The 18,212-nt window shown below is 45.3% G+C and carries 16 protein-coding genes; 5 read left to right on the top strand and 11 right to left on the bottom strand.

Going from position 1 to position 18,212, the window contains the following annotated elements; genetic code table 11:
• Positions 1-4: 4 nt before the first annotated feature.
• From MKX46_RS18425 to MKX46_RS18405, 5 genes are all read right to left on the bottom strand, one after another.
• Positions 5-943, bottom strand: coding sequence for a carbohydrate ABC transporter permease (locus tag MKX46_RS18425; RefSeq protein ID WP_340884227.1), 939 nt, complete (start codon positions 941-943; stop codon positions 5-7).
• Between the two features lie 14 nt (positions 944-957).
• Positions 958-1,914 carry an ABC transporter permease gene (locus tag MKX46_RS18420; RefSeq protein WP_029515960.1) on the bottom strand — a complete coding sequence of 319 codons (957 nt, stop codon included), beginning with the start codon at positions 1,912-1,914 and terminating at the stop codon, positions 958-960.
• Between the two features lie 87 nt (positions 1,915-2,001).
• Complete coding sequence (locus tag MKX46_RS18415) at positions 2,002-3,552, bottom strand: response regulator transcription factor (RefSeq protein ID WP_341071598.1); 1,551 nt, start codon at positions 3,550-3,552, stop codon at positions 2,002-2,004.
• Positions 3,545-5,329 (bottom strand): sensor histidine kinase, encoded by a 1,785-nt coding sequence (locus MKX46_RS18410; protein ID WP_341071597.1) that lies wholly within the window; start codon positions 5,327-5,329, stop codon positions 3,545-3,547. Before MKX46_RS18410 ends, MKX46_RS18415 begins: the two co-directional genes overlap by 8 nt.
• 121 nt (positions 5,330-5,450) lie before the next feature.
• Positions 5,451-7,634, bottom strand: a complete 2,184-nt coding sequence (locus MKX46_RS18405) for an alpha-galactosidase (RefSeq protein WP_341071596.1) — start codon at positions 7,632-7,634, stop codon at positions 5,451-5,453.
• A gap of 239 nt (positions 7,635-7,873) precedes the next feature.
• Here MKX46_RS18405 and MKX46_RS18400 point away from each other — a divergent pair, with 239 nt between their 5' ends.
• Entirely contained in the window at positions 7,874-8,713 is an 840-nt protein-coding gene (locus tag MKX46_RS18400) for an AraC family transcriptional regulator (RefSeq protein WP_165148101.1), read from the top strand.
• 40 nt (positions 8,714-8,753) lie between these two features.
• On the opposite strand, the gene MKX46_RS18395 is transcribed toward MKX46_RS18400, so the two are convergent.
• The 3 genes from MKX46_RS18395 to MKX46_RS18385 are packed head-to-tail and all read right to left on the bottom strand — an operon-like array spanning position 8,754 to position 10,905.
• Positions 8,754-9,638: a MetQ/NlpA family ABC transporter substrate-binding protein gene (locus MKX46_RS18395; RefSeq protein WP_029515965.1), complete on the bottom strand. Its 885-nt coding sequence runs from the start codon at positions 9,636-9,638 to the stop codon at positions 8,754-8,756.
• Positions 9,639-9,667: 29 nt separating this feature from the next.
• Positions 9,668-10,438, bottom strand: a complete 771-nt coding sequence (locus tag MKX46_RS18390) for an SDR family NAD(P)-dependent oxidoreductase (RefSeq protein WP_029515966.1) — start codon at positions 10,436-10,438, stop codon at positions 9,668-9,670.
• 5 nt (positions 10,439-10,443) lie between these two features.
• Positions 10,444-10,905, bottom strand: coding sequence for an S-ribosylhomocysteine lyase (locus MKX46_RS18385; protein WP_029515967.1), 462 nt, complete (start codon positions 10,903-10,905; stop codon positions 10,444-10,446).
• A 277-nt stretch (positions 10,906-11,182) separates the two neighbouring features.
• Between MKX46_RS18385 and MKX46_RS18380 the strand changes: the two genes are divergently transcribed.
• The gene (locus MKX46_RS18380) at positions 11,183-11,983 is read left to right on the top strand and encodes a GTP pyrophosphokinase (RefSeq protein WP_029515968.1); all 801 of its coding nucleotides are present in this window, start codon (positions 11,183-11,185) and stop codon (positions 11,981-11,983) included.
• Positions 11,984-12,137: 154 nt separating this feature from the next.
• Here the strand turns inward: MKX46_RS18380 and thrS are convergent, their stop codons facing one another.
• The gene (gene thrS, locus MKX46_RS18375; protein ID WP_341071595.1) at positions 12,138-14,051 is read right to left on the bottom strand and encodes a threonine--tRNA ligase; all 1,914 of its coding nucleotides are present in this window, start codon (positions 14,049-14,051) and stop codon (positions 12,138-12,140) included.
• 503 nt (positions 14,052-14,554) lie between these two features.
• Here thrS and MKX46_RS18370 point away from each other — a divergent pair.
• Together MKX46_RS18370 and MKX46_RS18365 are read left to right on the top strand one after the other, a co-directional pair.
• Complete coding sequence (locus MKX46_RS18370) at positions 14,555-15,118, top strand: TetR/AcrR family transcriptional regulator (RefSeq protein WP_165148092.1); 564 nt, start codon at positions 14,555-14,557, stop codon at positions 15,116-15,118.
• A 12-nt stretch (positions 15,119-15,130) separates the two neighbouring features.
• Positions 15,131-15,559, top strand: a complete 429-nt coding sequence (locus MKX46_RS18365) for a DUF3995 domain-containing protein (RefSeq protein WP_029515972.1) — start codon at positions 15,131-15,133, stop codon at positions 15,557-15,559.
• 17 nt (positions 15,560-15,576) lie between these two features.
• On the opposite strand, the gene MKX46_RS18360 is transcribed toward MKX46_RS18365, so the two are convergent.
• A complete protein-coding gene (locus MKX46_RS18360; RefSeq protein ID WP_029515973.1) occupies positions 15,577-16,800 on the bottom strand; it encodes an MFS transporter in 1,224 nt (407 codons plus the stop codon).
• A 188-nt stretch (positions 16,801-16,988) separates the two neighbouring features.
• Here MKX46_RS18360 and MKX46_RS18355 point away from each other — a divergent pair, with 188 nt between their 5' ends.
• Positions 16,989-17,567, top strand: a complete 579-nt coding sequence (locus MKX46_RS18355) for a TetR/AcrR family transcriptional regulator (RefSeq protein ID WP_029515974.1) — start codon at positions 16,989-16,991, stop codon at positions 17,565-17,567.
• Positions 17,568-17,661: 94 nt separating this feature from the next.
• Here MKX46_RS18355 and MKX46_RS18350 read toward each other — a convergent pair whose 3' ends face one another.
• Positions 17,662-18,087: a MarR family winged helix-turn-helix transcriptional regulator gene (locus MKX46_RS18350; protein ID WP_029515975.1), complete on the bottom strand. Its 426-nt coding sequence runs from the start codon at positions 18,085-18,087 to the stop codon at positions 17,662-17,664.
• Between the last annotated feature and the right edge of the window lie 125 nt (positions 18,088-18,212).

The following is an 18,212-nucleotide window of genomic DNA, read 5'->3' as shown; positions in this document are numbered from 1 at the left end:
CGTTTTAGCTTTTTACCGCTCCAAGTGTCATACCCTTAACAAAATATTTTTGTAGAAAAGGATAGACGATAAGAATCGGCACGGTAACAATGATGGTGATTGCCATTTTGACAGATTCAGGCGATACCTGTGCCATACGCTCCGCCATATTGGCAGCGTCCTGGGAATTGGTTGCGCTTGTTGTCGTGCTTTGCAAAATTTTCATCAATTCATATTGCAGAGTCGTCAACGATTCGTTGGACCCATTAAACAGATAAGTATCGAACCAAGAGTTCCATTGCCCAACTGCCAAGAAGAGCGCTACGGTCGCTAATGCCGGTTTGCAAAGAGGAAGGATAACGCGCCAGTAGATCGTGAAGTCGTTGGCACCATCCAGCTTGGCTGATTCCTGTAACGCATAAGGCAGGCCGTCAATAAAGGAACGAATAATGAAGACATTAAACGCACTTACAAGGCCTGGTAAAATATAGACGGCAAATGTATCAATTAAATGCAATTCCTTCATCAGGATAAAACCTGGAATCAACCCTCCGGAAACATACATAGTGACGGCCAGAAAGATGGAGATGAACCTTCTAGCTTGAAAATCACTTCGTGCAAGCGTATAGGCAAGCATCGAACCGCTGACCAAGCCCGCTACGGTGCCAATGACGGTTCGCAGAAAGGAGATCTTGAACCCAGTGATTAACCCCTCATAGGTGAAAATCAAATCGTAATTCTTCAACGTAAATTGTCTTGGCCAGATGGTGATCCCACCTCTAATGGTGTCTACCGAATCGTTAAAAGAGATAGCCAGTACATTTAAGAACGGATAGATTGTTAGAGCGGTTACCACAATCATGAAAAGATAAACAACGACTTCTAAGATTCGATCTTGTGGTGATTTCGCCTTAAGCCAGTTGTTTAATCGGCCGACTGGCGTACTGCTTTTGACAGCCTCCATGTCCTTCATCCTCCTTACATAATACTCTCGTTGGTATAGCGCTTAAAGATTCCGTTAGCCGCAAACAATAGGATCAGGCTTATCACCGAATTAAAGATATTAATTGCCGTTCCGAAAGAGTAACGTCCCATCGCCAGACCATAATTAAGCGCATACAAATCAAGTACTTCAGAGTAATCAATGACCAGGTGATTGCCCAGCAAAAATTGTTTCTCGAATCCCGTACCGAGCAAATGACCAATCGACATAATCAGGAGAATGATAATGGTCGGCCGGATCCCTGGCAACGTGATATGCCACATTTGCCGGAATCGGCTAGCGCCGTCGACCCGCGCAGCCTCGTATAATTCAGGACCAATACCGGCGATGGCAGCCAGATAAATAATGGCGTTCCAACCTGTTTCCTTCCAGATGTCTCCGAAGGTTACAACCCACCAAAATAATTTACCTTGGGCCATAAACTGGATCGGCTGTTCGATGATGCCTAGACCCATGAACATATCATTCACGACACCGCCATCCGCTGAAAGCATTTTGGTGACAATGCCTGCAGCAACCACCCATGAAACAAAGTGCGGCAGATAAGATACCGTCTGAACAAATCGTTTTATAACCTGGATACGAACCTCGTTGAGCAGTAAAGCAAAGACAACCGGCACGATAAAACCGGCGATCAGTCCCATAAGACTCATAGCCAGCGTGTTCCGCAGCACTTGGTAGAAATGGTCATCTCGGAACAAAGTACGAAAATGCTCCAAGCCCACCCACTTTTGCTCAAAAAAACTCAAACCGGGTTTATATTTTTGAAAGGCCATTGTCCAGCCCCATAGCGGCAAATACTGGAAGACAAAAACCCAAATAACAAACGGAATGGACATGTAGTAAAGATACCTCTGGCTTTTAAATACCTTCCAAGCATTCCTCTCCGTCTTTTTGTATGCCTTTTCCGAAACCACTGTTACCGCTTTCATTTTTTTCATCCCCTCTCTTAAAATCCATCATAAAACAGAGAGGAGTCCGCGCCCATACAACGGATTTCGGAAAAAATCATACACAAATTATGGATTTCTATATTCCGATGGTGAACGGCCTTCGTACCTTTTGAATTTGCTGTAAAAGTAGTTGACGCTTGTATAGCCCACGCTTTCAGCGACTTCGTATACTTTCATTCCCTGATCCAGCAGCTCCTTGGCCTTTTGGATGCGGACTCGGTCCAGATAGGTGTTGAAGTACTCCCCAGTCTTGTTCTTGAAAAGCTGGCCTAAATAGGCGGTACTGTAGTTTAGTAGTCCGGCTAGCGTTTCCAGCCTCAGATTGTCCGCATAATGCCTATGAATGAAGTCGATCATTTTCTTGAATTCCTGCTCCTTTCCACGGTGTTCGGAGTCTTTTCCCAATGCTAGTAGGAAACGGTGGGTCTCTTCCAAAAGATCATCTAGGTTATCATGCTGGTATATCCCATTCAAAAAGCGGGAAACTGCTTCCGTCTCTTTCAACTCAATGCAGAAACCCGCGGTCAGCTTGTGAATGACTGCATTGGACAGAAAGAAGAAGGATTCTTTAACAGATTTCTCATCTTGCCCCTGTTTGAGAAAAAATGCTGCCGCCTCTTTCAACAACGATAGTACTATAGCCTGGTTTCCTACCTCCAGACTGTAATACAGGCGGAAGATGAAATCCTCCATCATTTCTTCGGCTTTATTGACGGACAATCGGGGAGAATCCAGCGAGGACGAAAAGAGAGGATACGGATCTATCAGTCGGTTCTTCTCGCTGAAAAAAGCTTGTTTTACTGCTTTCTGGGCCTTAAAAAAAGATTTGCAAATATCTTCGGGAACAGACACTCCCCCTCCGGTTGCAGCAACGAACCGTACATTACCCACGGCGTTACGAATCTCGTTATACAGACTTTCACGTCGTTTTCTCCCGCGCAGCAGCTCGTTGAGCAGAAGAACCGTATACGGGGGAATCACAGTTACAAGCCCCATCATCTGCCCTTCTATCTTTGGTTTTAACTCAATCGAAAGCCGATTTACCACATCGGCACGATCCACTTCAGAAACACGCGGGTAGACGACTACGACTTCATAGCTGGTCCACAACAAATCCGCTTCTTTTGCCTTACTTCTCAATTTGGCAGGATCCTCAGTTTTCTCTTGCGGGATGAGCAGGCTATGCAGGCAAAAATCACGACTCATAATCTCCCTCTCACGCCACTCTCCTTGAAGTCGCTCCTCTTCAATCCGCTCGCGTATCCGCTTTAAGTTGGCCGACATTTCAGCGACGTCCACCGGTTTAAGGAGATAGCCGACAACCCCGTATTTGATCGCTTGTTTGGCATACTCGAAGTCGGCATATCCACTGAGAATCATAAAATGCAAATGATGACCGTCAGATGTCAAGTGCTCAATCAACTGTAAACCATCCATAACCGGCATGCGGATATCGACAATTACGACATCGGGAGTCTTTTCCTCAATGACTTTCAATGCTTCTTTTCCATTAGCTGCCGCAGCAATAACGATAAATCCGAGACTTTCCCATGGAATCAGCGTTTGAAGGCCTTGACGAAGCTTCGGTTCATCATCAACGATCACTACCTTAATCATTTGGATTCCCTCCAGGAATGAAAAACTGAATACAAGTGCCTTTCCCAGGCTCGCTCTCGATTTTTAAGGCACTAGAAGCCCCATACAGTAAGACGAGACGATCGTTTACGTTTCGCAATCCAATCCGCTGGACCTCCTGTTCATGTAGGGATGCAGCAAGCTCTTCCCGTACAAGAGCGAGACGATCGGCCGTGAAACCGGCCCCGTTATCACGTACCATAACTCGGACCCCCTCCAGGATTTCCTTTACTTTCACTTCAATGACAGCTCCTTCTGCTTGATTATCCAGACCATGTACAATAGAATTTTCCACCAATGGTTGGATAATCAGAGGTGGAACCAACATTTCCTCCAAATTTGGATCAACGGTTAAGCGATACTCCAAACGGTCTTCATACCGAAACTTTTGAAGATCGAGATAACAGCACACTTGCTCAAGCTCTTTACGCAGTGGAATCTTGTCGTTACCAGCCTCCAGACTGCTGCGCAACAACGCGCTCAACTGCCAGACTGCTTTAGCGATATCGTCCTGTTGGCGAATGTGGGCCTCCATTCTGATAGACTCCAAAGAATTGAAGAGAAAATGCGGATTGATCTGGCTTGCCAGCATTTTAAATTTGATCTCGTTTTGTCTTTGCTCTACGAGATTTTTCTGACGATTCGTTTCTTGGACCTCCTGCACCAAATTGTTCACGCTGCTGACGAGCGCGTTAAATTGCCTTGATAGTATACCGACTTCATCTTTTCCGTCGATATGGAGAAATGTTTCCCATGAGCCCGCGCCAACTTTGGTCATATGTTTGCTCAAGCGGAGAAGCCTTCTGGATAATAGCGAAGCAGAAGCATAGATAAGTAAGACTGCAAACATCAGGCTGGCCGTGATCACGATTCCGCCAAGCCATATCACTTGATTGGCATCGCGGGTGATCTCTGAAACGGAAAAGATGGAAATGACGCGAAGTCCGTTCCAGCTGTTCTGTGGAATTAGATTTGCAATAACCACTTTTGACGCTTTTCCGTTGATGAACGTGTTGTAACTTCCTTCCTGATTAAAAAGTATATTTTCGTCAGCATGAATTTCGGAAAGATTCTTCCCGAACAACTTTACTTCATTAGACGCGACGATCTGATTTCGGTTATCTACGATTAAGGTAGGGAACGATTCCTGCTCTAGGATTGAATTTAATTGGCGCTTGTTTACATTCATGACCAGAACTCCTTTTCGCTCTAGTGAATCCACTGAGAATGAACGAATTAGACTGAGATAATCGGAACCGTCCCTCTCATCCTTGATTAAATCCCATCCGGCCAAACCTTTCTGATCTATAGCCTCCTTGTACCAATCTGCGGTTGTGATCGTATCGTCAGGCTGGATAAATTCCCAATTGTTAAGCGCTCCTGGATTAGCGACATAGACACGGATGCCGGATATCTCTTTGTATAACTGGAGGTAGTCACGAATATCCGTATACCCCCGGTATGCCTGAATGACTTCGAGGTAGCTGTTATACTTTTGGCTGGCCACCATCTTCATCCGGCTGTCATTGGTTAGCCGGTACGAGATGTCCAGCGGAACTTTAATCAGTTCTCCTGTACGATTTCGGACCCTTTCAACATTGTTGGATGCTTGCATAAAGGCGTTCTTAATGACAATCTCTCGAAGCCTCCCGGTCAGAAACAGACCGCATAACAGCAAGGGAAGAACGGCTACCGAAATGAATGTAAGCGTCATTTTCTTCCTCAGTTTCATGTCATTCATCATTCGTATAAAAAACAAGGCTTCCCCCCTCTCAGATCAGTGCGGCTGCTACGCGCAAAATGCCCCTTTTCATATAAAAAGGGGCATAACCTAATCGATTGTTTTTTCTCTTTTGGCAGTTTACTGTTGTACTGATCCTTTAGACCTTGCCGGACCTTATTGCCCGGAGCCTGAACCATCCACTTTCATAGTCTTTCTGTCTGTAGACAAGAGGAAGCCCCAACTTCATAAGCCTATCCCCCCCATGGATAGACTTTTGCCCGCTATTTCCTGACTGAACTTCATATTCGAGTTCTGGATTAAGTCCGTCAAGGCGGAGGGCTCGCCAAGGCGCGTTCGGGACAGCCATCACTTGGAAATAGTAGACGATGGCATCCTCTTGGTCTTCAGAAACAAACATCCAAGCCGACTCGTTATTTTCAAACGGACTCTTTAGGCGATACAAGTCACCCTTCTGTACTAAACCACGAATCTGCTTGTAGACTGCGATTTGGCGTTTGACCGTCTCTTTTTCCTCATCGGTGAATTTCGTGAGATCAAGCTCATATCCAAAATTCCCGGACATGGCTACATCACCTCGAAAATCAAGGGGCGTTATGCGTCCAACTTGATGGTTCGGAACTGCCGAGACATGCGCCCCGGTTGCGCTTACAGGATAGACAAGGCTAGTTCCAAATTGAATCTTCAGGCGTTCCACCGCATCGGTATTATCACTAGTCCAGACTTGAGGCATGTAGTAAAGCATGCCTGGATCAAAGCGTCCTCCGCCACTTGAACAGCTCTCGAAAAGAATATGCGGAAATTCAGTGGTGACGCGCTCCAATAGCTCATACAATCCAAGAACATAGCGATGGGCAGTCTCGGATTGGCGTTCCGGCGGCAGAGCAGCGGAACCGATTTCCGTCAGGCAGCGGTTCATATCCCATTTCACGTAAGAAACCGGCACGCTGGAGAAAATGGCAGCCAGCGAATCGTAGATGAAATCGCGCACTTCCTTGCGAGTATAGTCCAGCACTAGTTGCCATCTGGCTTCGCTGCGCCTCCGTCCCGGAACGTGAAGGCACCAGTCCGGATGCTCCCGGTACAACTCACTGTCTGGAGAGATCATCTCTGGCTCAAACCAGAGCCCGAACTCAAGACCCAGCTGATTGATACGTTTCGCGACATCCGCAAGTCCGTCTGGCAGCTTCCGACGATCCTCGTACCAATCGCCAAGAGACGAATTGTCGGAATCTCGTTTTCCGAACCAACCGTCATCTAAGACAAATAGTTCGATGCCTAGCTCAGCCCCCTCTTTCGCGATCGATACCAACTTATCTGCATTGAAGTCAAAATAGGTAGCTTCCCAGTTGTTGACCAGAATAGGTCTTTCTTCGTCCCGATATTTCCCTCGGCAAAGTCGAGTCCGATACAAGCGATGATACGTCCGCGACATATCTCCCAGGCCTTGACCGGAGTAAACCATAACGGCTTCTGGCGTTTGGAAACTCCCCCCTGGGCTCAGTAACCACGAAAAGTCAAAGGAGTTCACGCCGATGTTAAACCGTGTGGAGCCAAATGAATCCATTTCTGCTCCCGCCTCAAAGCCCCCGCTATACACAAGGCTAAAGCCGAATGCCTCGCCATGGCTTTCCGTTGTCTCCCGAGTGACCAATGCAGTAAAAGGGTTGAGTTGATGGCTGCTCATGCCCCTTTTACTATCAATTCGGGTTTCACCTTGAAGAATTGGTTTGCGGGTAATATTCCCTTCCCGAGCCCATGCTCCCGAAAGATACATGAATTCCAAATCGCTTTTACCCGAAAAATCGACACTGGCACTTAGTGCACGAAGGAGCCTAAGATTCTTTTCCCCCGCATTACTCAAACGAGCCGAACGAGCGATTACGTTTCGATCCGCGAAAACGGTGTAAAGAAGAACCACTTTAAGACCTGAAAAGGCATCTTTTAATTCCAGTTCCAGCGTATCCGCTTCGTCTTCATTCTCGGTATATACGGCCGGAAGCCCGCTTAATGATGGCTTTCCCTTCATGATACGGTAACCATCGTACTTCAACTCCGTAATACGAGTTCCATCCTCAAGTTCTACCTGATACGCCGGGGTACGGAAGTCTCCACTCCCATACTGCGGATACTCTTGCGGAAGCCGATCCAATCCAGCCGTCGCAGAAGTGTGAGGCAATAGATCGGCCGTTGATTCGCGATGCTTCAGCCTATCTCCCCAGTATACATGCACAGGAAATCCATCCACAACCTGAATAATATAACTCATGCCCGACGACTGTAGATGAAACAGCCCCGTTTGCTCTTGAACAATGATACCCATTGGGAAAATAACCCCTCTCTTAGATAATAATCATCGGAGATCCACACCAAAAAGGCACTTAGAAGAATCTTTATGTAGCAGGCATCAACTAAGCTCATATGGTGTAAAGCTTGATAAGATCCAACAATATAGCAGCAGGTTCTACAGAAATCATATATTAATTTTAGATATGAAGTACATGGCATGGTGCTCACTATTTATGTTATAATGCTTGATAATTTACATAAGGAGATTTTACCGTGATAGAGTATTTGCCACGTAGTAAACAGCACTCTGAATTGTATCTAACTCAGTTTGGTATAGAGAAATGCATACCCAGTCACTTTTTTGGACCTGCGATAAGAGATCACTATTTGCTCCATTATGTTTTGGACGGAGAGGGTACCTTCGAGGTTGGCGGGTTCAGTTATCGCTTGCGGAAAGGACAGTGGTTTCTAATCTGCCCCCAAGTCATCACTTATTATCAAGCCGATGTGGTGAATCCTTGGTCTTATTGCTGGTTTGGTTTTAACGGGGTACTGGCAGAAACACTCCTCAAGCAAGCAGGCCTAACGATGACGCGTCCAATCCTCAACTTTGAAGGAGACCATTTGATTTATCAGTATTTGCAGCTCATGAACGAATCAAGTGGATGCCATAAAGCTCGGGAAACCAGACTGACCGGTCTGCTATGCCTAATGTTATCGGAGCTTATAGAGTTCGGTCCGGTAACACCTCCTGAACAAAAGGAAAGCCGGGCGGAAATTTACGTGGAAAAAGTGAAGGATTTTATCGAAATGAATTATGCTCAGAAGATTACCATTGAGCACATTGCAAATTTTATCGGACTCAATCGGAGCTATTTATGTTCGTTATTCAAACAACAAGTGAACACAAGCATTCAGGATTATTTGGTTCGCTATAGGATCAACAAAGCATGTGAAATGATGGGAAACGCTGAACTTTCGATCGGTGATATTTCCCGTTCAGTCGGCTATAACGATCCTTTACTCTTCTCGAAAATTTTTAAAAAGATAAAGGGATTCTCCCCCAAACACTATCGAATCGAAACCCATGCTCAAACTCAAGCCGACTACTAACAAAAGAGGTCAACCCGAAAAACTGGCTGACCTCATAAGTTTATTTTGTTGTAGTTTGTCCTTCCAAATAAGAAACCGGCTCTTTAACTTCTACTTTGGTACCGCCAAATTCATCTTTAATGAATTTTTGAGTATCCTCGTTATGATAGAGATCCGCTAACTTTTGCAGCCCTTTGTTATTTGCCTTATCAGATGAAGTCACCAGAACGTTAATATTATTTTTGGTTGCCTGACTGATTTCCTCATGGAACAAGGAATCTTTCAGTACATTCAGGCCCCCTTCTAAAGCAATCGTATTCCCAATCAGCACCAAGCCTACATCTTGAATCACTCGTGGGCCTGTTTTGTCATCAATGAGTTCAAATTTCAGGTTTTTAGGATTGCTAGTAATATCATTGACTGTACCCAAGGCATCATTAAAGTCAGCCTTAAGCTTGATCAAACCGGAGGCTTCCAATAACTTCAAACCTCTTGCCGTATTGGCCGGGTTATCTGCCAAAGCTACCAGAGCCCCGTCAGTCACTTCATCGATGCTTTTGAATTTTTGCGAATAAATCCCCATCGGCTCCAGATAGGTTGTGGCTATCGCCTTCAAATCGGCTTTGCTCTCTTTGTTATAGCTAACCAGGTACGCCCATGATTGGAATGCATTCACGTCTACTTCGCCTTCTTTGGTTGCATTGTTCGTTTCGATTCCACCGTTAATTTCTTTCACTTCAATGTCCAGCTTGGCATCCTTGGCGGCCTGGGACTGGGCAATATGCTTCCATATCTGGGCGTCAGAGCCCATGGATCCGATGACTACTTTTTGCGTTTCCGAACCGGAAGCGGCGCCGGAGCCATTGCTGTCCGAACTTTTAGTACCACATCCTGCGGCAATTAATAATAAACTAATCCCTAATAGTAAAACGAACGATTTTCTCATGTTGTTTTCCCCCAGATCATGCTAGTATGCTAGTGCATCGTCATTCCACCTGTAACATTAATCGCTTGTCCTGTCATGTATGCAGAGAGCGGACTTGCCAGAAACAGCACTACATTGGCAACATCCTCCACCTCGGCCGTTCTCCCCAAAGGGACCTGTGAACAATCTTCTTCGTATATTTCTTGAGCGGTCATTCCGCGAATGACGCCTCCTTCAATCCGTTCACGATGCTTCATCGGCGTTTCTACAATGCCAGGGCAGACCGCATTTACCAAAATATTTTGCCGGGCAAGCTCAATGGCCATCACCTTGGTCAAGCCGAGAACCGCATGTTTGGAAGCACAATATCCGCCCATCGCCCGATATCCATTTTTTCCAGCCTGCGAAGCCATTTGAATAATTCGTCCTGCTTTACGAGCAGCCACCATTTCTTTGGCAAAACGTTTGGACGTTACATATAATCCGGTTGAATTGATCGAAAATACTTTCTCCCAATCAGCCAACTCACTATCAATGACATAATCCATCGTAGAAGTACCCGCGCAGTTCACCAATATATCAGGAACTCCCGCTTCGCTGATTAGTAAATCGCACCATCTTTCGATATCATCCGGTTTGGATATGTCCAATTGAGTTTCAACCAACTGTGGATTGACCACTCTATACGGCTCTTCATAAGAGATATCAGCAGAAATCACTTTAGCTCCGCTTTGAATGAAAAGCTCTACAATTCCCTTGCCTATGCCTGACTTACCGCCTGTCACTACCGCTGTCTGATGAGATAGGTCAATCGAAATCATAGATTTTACAATACTCTTTCGAAAGGATCGCGGCTAATGCCTGCTTCCAATACAATTTTCACATATTCCTGCGCAGAGAAAAGGGAGTGGTCCTTGTAGTTCCCACATTCCAAAGCAGTAACAGCCGGGACCTCTGTCGTTTCCAGAATTCTTTTCAAGGTTTTTTCCAAAGCGAGTGCAATTTCCTCAGGCTCATGTTCATTCCATAAAATCAAGTAGAACCCCGTTCTGCATCCCATAGGAGAGATATCAATAATTCCTTTGATTTCATCTCTCAGATACGTGGCTAATAAGTGCTCCAGCGTATGTACAGCTGCTGTCGGAAGTGCATCTTCATTGGGTTGCAAAAATCTCAAGTCATACTTTTGTACTGTGCTTCCTTTTTCGTCATGCTCTACTCCCGCTGCTCTTACATAAGGAGCCTTTACAATCGTGTGATCTAATTGAAAACTTTCTACTTTTGCCATTTTTCTTTTCCTCTTTTCTGTAATTTATATTTTTAATCTAATGATGGATACTCTACATTTGTGATTTTTTTCAAAGAATTAAATGCTCCAAATCAGCATTTTTGTAATTATACATCGGATTACTCGGTTTTACCACTATAATTCTTGTCGTATTTCTTTTTTTCTTTGTCCGTCTCTCCTTTGCCTGTAGGTTTTGACATAGTGTACAATGTATACGATAATGCATTTTTACGAAAAAGATCGAGGACATCATAAGCCTCATTTAGGAGAATGCTCTGTGAATGAACCGGATTGGAAGCACCTGAATGCTGTCCCATTACCCTTGCAGGAATTTCAGCTACAGCTGGATCAAAACAGTGTTGACGCCAAGCAACTAGAGGAGTGGAGAAAGATTCCCGTCCTTTATCAGCTGGCTCTGGAAGAATTAAAGAATAAAATTAAGCTGATCCAGACGGAATGGAAGCTGTTAGACGGTTTTAGCCCGATTGAACATATTAAAACCCGAATCAAAGAGCCCCACAGCATCGTGGAAAAGGTTCGGCGCAAAGGGCATGAAGTGACCTTGGACAATATATTGCGTGAAATTCATGATATCGCGGGGATGCGTGTGGTATGCGCCTTTGTGAAAGATATTTATCGTCTGATGGATCATCTACACACTCGGGAAGACATTCGTATTCTGGAGGTCAAGGACTATATAGCCCATCCTAAGCCCAACGGCTATCAGAGCCTGCATGTCATTGTGGAAATTCCACTGATCCTGTTTGAGGGCACACGTTGGATCAAGGTTGAAATTCAATTGCGTACATTGGCTATGGATTTCTGGGCCAGTATGGAGCATATTTTGTATTATAAGTTCGATAAGAAAGTGCCTGAACATGTCGTTAATGGATTGACCGAAGCCGCACGTGCAACCTACGAGCTGGATCAGAAAATGCTGAAGTTGCGCGGCGAAATTTTATCGCTTAGCGAGGAACAGGATGCGGAAGAAACCCCGGAGAAACCATCCGAAGAGTCGTCCATGAAGACACTCTCCCTCCCCGCAGATCACGCCACTTCACGGCCACAAACCTGCTAAGTTTTTGTGTGTAAGATAACTTAAGAATTCCGTCGAGGCTGCAAAAACGTTGGTTCAGTCTTACGCTGAATTCTGTAATGTACAAAAAAAGAGCCATCAAAACCACGTTCATCATGGTTTTGATGGCTCTTTTACACATTTTTTCGATCAAATATTACTGTTTCTCACGGATTTCTGTGCTGATTTTCTCAACGATGTCCGCAATGCTGAGTGATCCCAGATCGCCTTCGCCGCGTTTACGAACCGCTACAGTACCGGTTGTTTTTTCATTTTCCCCGATAACGAACATATATGGAACCTTCTCTAGTTGCGCCTCGCGGATTTTATAACCAAGCTTCTCATTGCGAGTATCCACTTCGACGCGCAGACCCGCTTTCAGCAACGCATCCTGTATCTCATTAGCAGTCTCGATATAGTTCTCGGATACTGGCAACAGTTTCGCATGAACAGGAGCCAACCATAATGGGAATGCACCTGTAAAATGCTCAGTCAGGATGCCCATGAAGCGGTCAATTGAACCGTAGATGGCACGGTGAATAACGACTGGACGGTGCTTTTGGTTGTCCTCGCCCACATAAGTGAGGTCGAATTTTTCAGGCATTTGGAAGTCCAATTGGATCGTTCCGCACTGCCAGCTGCGTTTGAGCGCATCGAGAATGTGGAAGTCAATTTTTGGACCGTAAAATGCTCCATCTCCCGCATTAATACGGTAGTTGATGCCCAGGTGATCCAGCACGTTTTGCAGAGCTTGTTCCGCTTGATCCCACAGTGCTGGCTCGCCCATAAAGTCATCTGGACGTGTGGACAATTCCACTGTGAAGTCAAAGCCAAACACACTATACATTTCGTTAATCAGCTTAATTACGTCTGAAATCTCTTGTTCAATCTGACCTGGTGTGACAAAAATATGCGCATCATCCTGACAGAATGTACGAACACGCATCATACCGTTCAACGCACCGGACAGCTCATGGCGATGCACTTGTCCAAATTCGGCTATACGAATTGGCAGATCGCGATAAGAATGAAGCTCATTTTTAAACACAAGCATATGCCCTGGGCAGTTCATCGGTTTCAGCGCAAATGTAGTTTCATCCACTTCGGAGAAGTACATGTTTTCCTTGTAATGCTCATAGTGTCCCGATTGTTCCCACAGCCGGTTGTTCATCATCAGCGGTGTACGTACTTCCTCATAGCCATGCAGACGTTGAATGTCACGGGAGTAATCTTCCAATGCAGTGCGGACAACCATACCTTTAGGCAGGTAGAACGGCATACCCGGTGCTTCTTCGGAGAACATGAACAGTTCCAACTCTTTACCCAACTTACGATGGTCACGTTTTTTTGCTTCCTCCAGCAAATGCAGGTGCTCATCCAGTTGTGCTTTTTTCGGGAATGCTGTTCCGTAGATACGTTGCAGCATCTTGTTGTTGGAATCGCCTCTCCAGTATGCACCCGCTACACTCAACAGTTTAAAAGCTTTGATGCGGCCAGTAGATGGCAAATGCGGGCCACGACACAGGTCAAAAAATTCGCCTTGGTCATAAATTGTAATTTCCGCTTCTTCCGGCAAATCACGAATCAGTTCCAGCTTCAGTGGGTCTTCCAACTCTCCAAAAATACGAGTGGCTTCCTCACGGCTGACCACACGACGTGTAATCGGCAGATTTTCCTGTGCGATCTTCGTCATTTCCTTCTCAATCTTGGCCAAGTCGTCAACGGACAATGGGTTTTCAATATCAATGTCATAGTAGAAGCCGCTGTCGATGACCGGACCGATACCCAGTTTCACGTTTTTCTCACCGTAAATGCGTTTGAGCGCTTGAGCGAGCAAATGCGCTGTACTGTGGCGATAAATTTCCAGACCGTCTGCACCGTCCAGCGTAATGATTTCAAGGTCAACGTTCTGGTCCAAAACGGTGTTCAGGTCTACAGCCTTCCCATTCACTTTACCTGCTACGGCGTTCTTTTTCAGCCCGGAGCTGATCGAACCCGCCACATCGGCGATCGTTACGTCCTGCTCGTACTCGCGTACGGCTCCATCCGGCAATTTCACTTGAATACTCACGATTAAAGCCTCCATTCAAATTGTGTGCTATATCAAAAATTGAACGCAAAAAAACGCCTCTCTCCCTCAAGGGACGAGTGCGTTCAGCTCGTGGTTCCACCCTAGTTCGGCCCGCTCCTGTGCGTACATTCATGTTCATCGGAACATGCTCATGCACACATGCGTGACCCTCCATTGGTATCCGTTAACGGGGATAAAGCGGTAGGCGCTTACTGATGTCACTGCCAGATTGCACAGCTACATGTTCAACGTCACGGCTACAAAGGGGTAACTTCACATGCGGTTGCCGGAAAAGCTCTCAGCCTCGTCTTTTCTCTCTGAACGGCCCTTCAAGGAAATCATGTCTTTGGTCAATGCCTTGAATATCACTATATGCTACAGCATTATAGATCAAATTCGCAGGTATTTCAAGTGGGCGTTTATGTGTCCATATTTACACAGCTCTGAAAACACTATAATATACACTTATCTAGACGACACCGTACAGAAAGGGAGAAGGAGAGATGCCTAGAATTATTGTCACAGAAGAACAATGGATTCGGAAAGGAATCGAACGTTTTGAACAGGGTGGAATTGATCAACTCGTAGTTGAAAAAATGGCCGTTTCTTTGGGGTGCAGTAAGAGCAGTTTTTATTGGTATTTTAACAATCGCAGCAGCTACATTAGACAGATTGTGGAGACATGGAAGGAACAGACGACACAACAGGTGATTGCAGCGTCCATCATCCATGCTGCTGCAGATGAGCGGATCAAAGAGTTGTTAACCCAGATGTTCGGGAAGACGAAACGAGGAGATTTTCTGTTTTATCTGCGAAAACTGTCATTGAAGGATGATAGTTACCGTTCCTTGCTCGATGAAGTTGAACAGATGAGAATGGAGTTTATGAAAGAGCTTTTAATACAGAAGGGAATGCAGGCAGAGAAAGCCTTTCAGAGATCATGGATGTTGTACCATTACTACTTAGGCTGGTATGAGCGTCACAAGCAAGAGACATTAAGTGACGAAGCCATTCAACAGCATATTCACATGATTTGGACAGAGTGGATTTCGAATGAACCCAATTAAGGAGGATGTGGGATGTTGGAATTACTTACATGGGCAGTTGGCGGAATTCTATGGGTACTGAGCGGCATGCATTTATATTGGGTATTCGGCGGACAAAAAGGCGCTAAGGCAGCGATCCCAAGCACGGGAACGGATTTACTCTTTAAACCCTCCAAAATAGGGACATCGACCGTTGCCATTTTACTAGCTTTAGCCGCTTGGTTCGTCCTAGAACTAGGTGGAGTTACACAATTCCTGTTTTTCAGGTCCTTTCATTCCTACGGTGCAGGCTTGTTGTCGTGCGTATTTATTTTACGTTCTATAGGAGATTTCAAATGGGTAGGGTTCTGCAAGAGAAAGAAAGGAACCGTTTTTGCAAAATGGGACAGTGTGCTCTATTCGCCCCTTTGCTTTCTCTTGGGAACAGCCATTTTAATCATTATGTTTTTGCGTACGGCATAACTTAAAGCTGACCTCTATCAGGTGGTTTGTTTCTTTCGCACATCTCCACTCGTTTCTTTCTCAGTGAAAAAGTACAGCAAAGCCAGCACAGGCAGGACGACTCCAATCAGAGCACTGAAATTCCAACCTCCTAACGCATACGACCAACCACCTAATGATGATCCAATCGCTCCGCCTATGAAAAAAATAGACATGAATAATCCATTCAAACGCCCTCTCGCTTCACTTCCCAAGGAGTAAATCACACGCTGTCCAAGTACAAGATTTCCCGATACAGCCATATCCAGTGTAATCGCTGAAATAAAGAGAAGTACGAGTGCAACCGTCGAATGACTTTGAAAAAGATAGATGAGTAAAAAAGACAAGGCTGCAATGATCATAGCTAACCCGGTTAATACTTTACTCCAGCCTTTATCCGCCAATCTCCCGGCAATCGGAGCAGCTACCGCACCACCTACGCCTACTAAAGCAAACAATGCAATCCCTTGTTGGGACATTCCGAAATCATCCGCCAAACGTAGAGGAACAACAGTCCAAAATAGGCTGAATGCACCAAATAGGCAGGCTTGATAGAGGGCACGGCGACGTAATGCAGGCGTTTGTTTTAGAAGAGTACCTAACGAGAAAATCAATTTACTGTAAGATACCGTAGGCACAGGCTTGCGTTCTGGAAGAGCTCGCGAGAGCAGAATCGTCAACAGCGTCAAGACAATGGCTGACAAAATAAATACGGCTTGCCACCCCCAGATGCTGGTGATAAAGCTTGCTACTGGCCGTGCGAACATAATGCCTAGCAAGAGTCCGCTCATGACATTCCCAACAACGCGGCCGCGTTGCTCTTCGGATGCTAAATAGGTGGCGTACGGCACCAGTATTTGGGCTACCACAGATCCAATTCCAATGAACAAGGATGCGGTCAGGAACAACGGGGCATTGGTAGCAAAAGCGGCAACAACCAATGCACAGACTGTAATGATTAGCGATACGACCATGAGCCGTCGATTTTCGATAATGTCGCTGAGCGGTACGATAAATAGCAATCCCACCACATAGCCGATTTGAGTCAAGGTGACAATGAAGCCCGCGGCTGTAGAAGAAAGACCCATAGCAATATGAATAGGTCCTACAAGGGTTTGAGCATAGTACAGGTTGGCAACAATAAGGCCGCATGCGGCTGCTAACAAAAACATCATCCAATTTGAGATACGGTTACTTTCTAAGGCTTGTTGTTCTCTTTGCATGATAATCCTCCTCATTAATTTAAATACTAAACGTATAGTTCATTAATTCGATAGTTAAATAATATACTGAACGTTTCGTTTTGTAAATAGGCAAAATCAACTTTTTATTTTTATATGGTATTTGATATACTGAACGTATAGTTTATTTTTTGTGGTTACTTATATCTATTAAGAAGGTGAGCATTCCAGTGCAGAGCAAAAGAGGACGTCCACGTAATGTCGAGACGCATAAATCTATCCTTAACGCTTCCTATGATTTACTGTTGGAGCAAGGCTTTGGGGCGGTTACGGTAGAAAAAATTGCTGAACGAGCGAAAGTTAGCAAAGCCACCATTTATAAATGGTGGCCTAACAAAGCTGCCGTAGTGATGGATGGTTTCCTGTCAGCCACCATAGCAAGATTGCCCGTGCCCGACACGGGCTCTGTATTAGATGATATTCTCATTCATGCCACAAATTTAGTGCGGTTCTTAATAAGTCGAGAGGGTAAAATCATTACGGAGTTAATAGGCGAAGGGCAACTTGATTCAGGATTGTCAGAGGCATACCGGACCCGATATTTCCACCCTCGGCGACTTGAGGCCAGGCTTCTTATTGAGCGCGGAATGGAGCGCGGAGAATTGAAGGAAGATCTCGATATTGAATTATGTATCGATCTCATTTATGGGCCCGTTTTTTATCGATTGTTGGTAACCGGTTATCCATTAGACGACTCCTATGTACGACAATTAGTCATGAATGCGTTCAAAGGAATTGGCTTGGACTGAATGACGTGGCATCAAGCAGCCCTCACAGAGTATCCTCTGTGAGGGCTGCTTTTTCTTTTACCTGCCACGATCCTCTGGCTAGTTCCTGATTTGTTTATTCGTCAGGGTCTATACTAATTTTTTGCAGCAGGTCGATCAGAAGGTCCTCTTCCTCTTCGGATAGATTGTGGACAAGGCTGACATTGGACTCGTCCAATATTCCTTGTAGGACAGGGGAAAATTCTAGCGCCTTGGCTGTAGGAGACAAAAGATGGGAACGGCGGTCATTTGGGTCTGTTTTCCGTTCAATATAGCCTGATTCCTCCAATTGTTTCACAGAGCGCGCCGTGGTTGCCTTGTCAAATTTAAGTTCATTCGTCAACTGCTCTTGTGTAATGCCCGGCCGCTGCAAAATGAGCTTTAAAAAGCTGTGTTGTCCTCCACTGCCGATTCCGTAAGGAGTCAGTTTTTTGGACAATATTTTTTGATTACGACGGTACAGGTGGGAAATTAGCTTTCCAATCGGTTGTTTTTTTCTCATCAAATACACCTCATTGGCTTAAAAATGACACATCCCCAGTTGGGACCAAAGCAAAGTTTACAATAATATTGTTGCACACGCAACTAATTTGCTGTACACTAGAACCGTTCATTTAGTTGCGCGTG

Origin of the sequence: Paenibacillus sp. FSL P4-0113, from assembly GCF_038009305.1 — a bacterium.
Lineage (GTDB): Bacteria > Bacillota > Bacilli > Paenibacillales > Paenibacillaceae > Paenibacillus > Paenibacillus polymyxa_D.
The sequence above is the reverse complement of the archived record's forward strand: the minus strand, read 5'-3'. Positions and strand labels throughout refer to the sequence as shown.